Annotated in this window: 4 protein-coding genes and 1 pseudogene; 2 read left to right on the plus strand and 3 right to left on the minus strand. The window is 43.1% G+C overall.

Annotated elements, in window-relative coordinates; all coding sequences use genetic code 11:
• Window positions 1-163 precede the first annotated feature (163 nt).
• Entirely contained in the window at window positions 164-619 is a 456-nt protein-coding gene (locus tag LC574_RS33065) for a gamma-glutamylcyclotransferase (protein ID WP_229457814.1), read from the plus strand.
• 13 nt (window positions 620-632) lie between these two features.
• On the opposite strand, the gene LC574_RS33070 is transcribed toward LC574_RS33065, so the two are convergent.
• The 3 genes from LC574_RS33070 to LC574_RS33080 all read right to left on the minus strand — a co-directional run bounded on the left by LC574_RS33070 (window position 633) and on the right by LC574_RS33080 (window position 2,575).
• A complete protein-coding gene (locus LC574_RS33070; RefSeq protein WP_229457815.1) occupies window positions 633-1,247 on the minus strand; it encodes an anti-sigma factor in 615 nt (204 codons plus the stop codon).
• Between the two features lie 154 nt (window positions 1,248-1,401).
• Complete coding sequence (locus LC574_RS33075) at window positions 1,402-2,058, minus strand: sigma-70 family RNA polymerase sigma factor (RefSeq protein WP_229457817.1); 657 nt, start codon at window positions 2,056-2,058, stop codon at window positions 1,402-1,404.
• A gap of 367 nt (window positions 2,059-2,425) precedes the next feature.
• Complete coding sequence (locus LC574_RS33080) at window positions 2,426-2,575, minus strand: hypothetical protein (RefSeq protein ID WP_229457819.1); 150 nt, start codon at window positions 2,573-2,575, stop codon at window positions 2,426-2,428.
• A 276-nt stretch (window positions 2,576-2,851) separates the two neighbouring features.
• Here LC574_RS33080 and LC574_RS33085 point away from each other — a divergent pair.
• Window positions 2,852-3,192: pseudogene (locus LC574_RS33085) on the plus strand (L,D-transpeptidase); the annotation flags it as partial.

The raw sequence follows: 3,192 nt of genomic DNA on the forward strand, positions 1-3,192 counted from the left end.
CTGAGGCTAATAGCAAAAGTCGTCTAAAGACGACTAAGAAAGGCTTTTAGTCCACTTTAGTGGACTTAAGCTAAAAGCCTGTGAACTTTAGTTCTGGGCGGTTTATGTTTAGAACGAAATAGCCCTGATTCACTATGATAGGTTTTTATTGGTGTCGATTCAGATGGCTGAATCAAATATAAAATTTTCTGATTTGGTGCGGGTTTTTGTTTACGGCACGCTCAAACCAGGTGAAGCTAACTATAAAAGATACTGTGCTGGCAAAGTAGTTAATTTTGAAAGAGCCTTTGTACAAGGCAAATTGTTTGCTTTGCCAATGGGCTACCCAGCGATGACGCTAGGGGATAGCCAAGTTCACGGATATTTACTTTCTTTTTCCAACCCAAGGATTTTAAATGAGCTAGATGTGCTGGAAGATTACCAGCCCAATAGACAACCACCAGAAAACCTCTATAATCGGCAAACTATCGAGGTTTATGAGCCACAGTCGCTCTCTTTGGGTTGGGCTTGGGTTTATTTAATGACTTTAGAGCAAGTTGAGCAATTAGGAGGCTTCCTCCAACCTGACGGCTGGTGGAGTCGCTGTGGTTTAACCGCAAATTACAGTTATGATCTGTGAACTGTTAATGCGATTAGTTTATGTCCTGTTTGGAGTCGTGCCGTTGCGGCTGTACCGGATAGATTGGATTTTCTGGAGAAGCTACTGCTGCTTTAGGAATTTCAATTACCGGGTTATTTAGCCCCACCATCAACGGGGAAGGTGGAATTATCGACGCTGAGGATGTTTGTATCGGTTCTGTTTGTGGTCGTTGTGCCAGTTGCGGCACTCTCGAACCAATAGGTATTAAACCAGATACTGCACCGATTACACAAGCAGCAACGGCTGCACCTCCCGCCATCCAGTTTAAACGGGAACGGCGGCGCAAACGTGTCAATACTTGCCCAACTGTTACTTCTGGTGACTGTTGGGCTGTTGGCACTGGGAGCGTCCGCAAGCCTTGGCGCAGCTTTAAAAGTCGAGCATACAAGCATTGAACTGAGGCATCATTTGCCAGCCATTCTTCTACTTGCCTGCGTTCAGTGGCTGTGACTTCACCATCAAGATAAGCACTCAATAACTCGAAGCGATCGCGCTTCACCATATCCATAAGACCCGTTGATTCATTGGTATGATTGGCCATTCCATCTGACAAATCTTGAGGAAGTTGCAAAGGAGAACGGTCGTAAAACTGAGAATCAGTAGTCATCTTAACATTATTACCAATTCATACACGGGTAAACTGGGCGGGAGATTTGGAGAAATTAGCCAATTTTCCTCTTCAGGGCAGAAGCGATCTACGTTGTGGGAATTCTTAATCTATGCTTAAATTCTGCCATTGGGCAGAGGCAAGATACTGTAAATTAGGAATCTAGATAATTCTGCAAGTGAGTTTGCAGCCTCGTTCTAGCTCTAGCTATTCTTGACTTCACAGTTCCTAAGGAAACTCCAGTGATTTCGGCAATTTCTTCATAAGCCATGCCTTCGATTTCTCTCAGGACAATGGTAGTACGAAAAACTTCTGGTAAATCCGCGATCGCTTCTCGCAGTTGCTCGTAAAATTCTCTAGTTGTCAGTTCTTCTTCAGGCCCTGGGGTATCGCCAGCGATTTCCCAATCCATCTCACCGTCCTCTAACGAACGGGGAGCATCCAGTGACAAAGGACTCATAACCCGCTTGCGTTTCCGCAACTCGTCGTAAAACAAGTTGGTGGCAATACGGCTTAACCAGCCCCGAAATTTGGCAGGTTCTTGTAATCGGTTAATATTCCGATAGACTCGAATCCAAACTTCTTGAGCCAAATCGGCTCTGTCAGCCCAATCTGGAGCCAGGTGGTATAGAACTCTATCAACTTGACTTTGATAGCGGTGTAATAGTTCTGCAAACGCAACACGATCTGGTCGCAGTCCGGCTTGACAGCGCAAAATTAAATCGTGGTTAGGGAGTTTGTCAACTTGCACTGATGCTTCTGGATACTTTGCATCAACCGTTGACCAGGATACAGAGATCGACTGACTCATAGATCGTACTGGCTCTAAATCATCCCTATCTATTAGACCTGCTAATGGGACAGAAGTTCCATGCTAAGGTGACGGATTTATGACTGGAACACTGAGGCAGACAATTATGGATACATTTATAGCAATAAGGAGAGCCACTTTTTCCTTATACTGCTGGCATAGCTGCCCAAGACTCATCCACTAATAAAGACGCGGCAATATGCACATTTTGGTACTTTTAGCAACTGGGTATATACGCTTGATAAAAATAATTAAATCTGGTTATAAGGATGAAGATAAAAATTTTGTAATTCTAACTTTTTAATACCTTTAAAGTTCAGGTATTAATTTCTGGAAGTTGGGTTGCTGTGGTGACTATAATGCTGATTTATTTTTTTGATTTTGTTAGCAGAATAGCTGCTGATTGTTCTGGTTGTGATCCGTAGGTAGCACCATTATGTTGCTCTGGTACGCGAACTTGAAAAAGGAAATTGAGGGAAAATGTAATTGTGACTGCTAAGAATAGTTTTTCAAACATGGTTTTTCTCCCACCGACACCACTAATAATTGATTACTACATTTCAAAAATTGCACCAGAAAGTTTAAGTATTGGCTTACAACCCCCAGAACTTTGGAGGAATGAGGTTGGTCACTTGAAGTTTTGCTGCTGGGACATGGATAGTCTTAGTTTGCCCAGAGATGTTGGCAGATTTATAACGGAAATGATAAGTATTGATAAATTTTTGATGATCGGATGATGAACTCATCCAATTACTCGGCTGGATATGTCAGGGATAAATAATAGGCGATGGCAATGGTAAGAAATGAATCTATAGGGCGGATGGTAATGTTGCTCTGTTTTGGCACAGCATTTTTATCTTTAGCTGTCCATTGGCGTATTACTACGGCAGAACGGCAGTCTGATAAGTCTGCATCTACTGCGATGCGGCGAGATTCTACCCTAACCAATCCTAAGGGAAACCGCCCAGAGGGAGTCTACAAGAATCTTTCCCAAGTTAGTTTAGGGGAAATTGCACTGGGTGCATCTGTGCCAGTTGATGAAGTCACCCAAGGCACAACTGCCCAGAGGGTGTTTACACCAAAGTCCTCTGCTATTAAGCCTCAAACTAAGTCGAAAGTAATTAAAAAGAATGT

The organism is Nostoc sp. CHAB 5715, assembly GCF_020829685.1.
In the GTDB taxonomy this organism is placed as follows: Bacteria; Cyanobacteriota; Cyanobacteriia; order Cyanobacteriales; family Nostocaceae; genus Nostoc.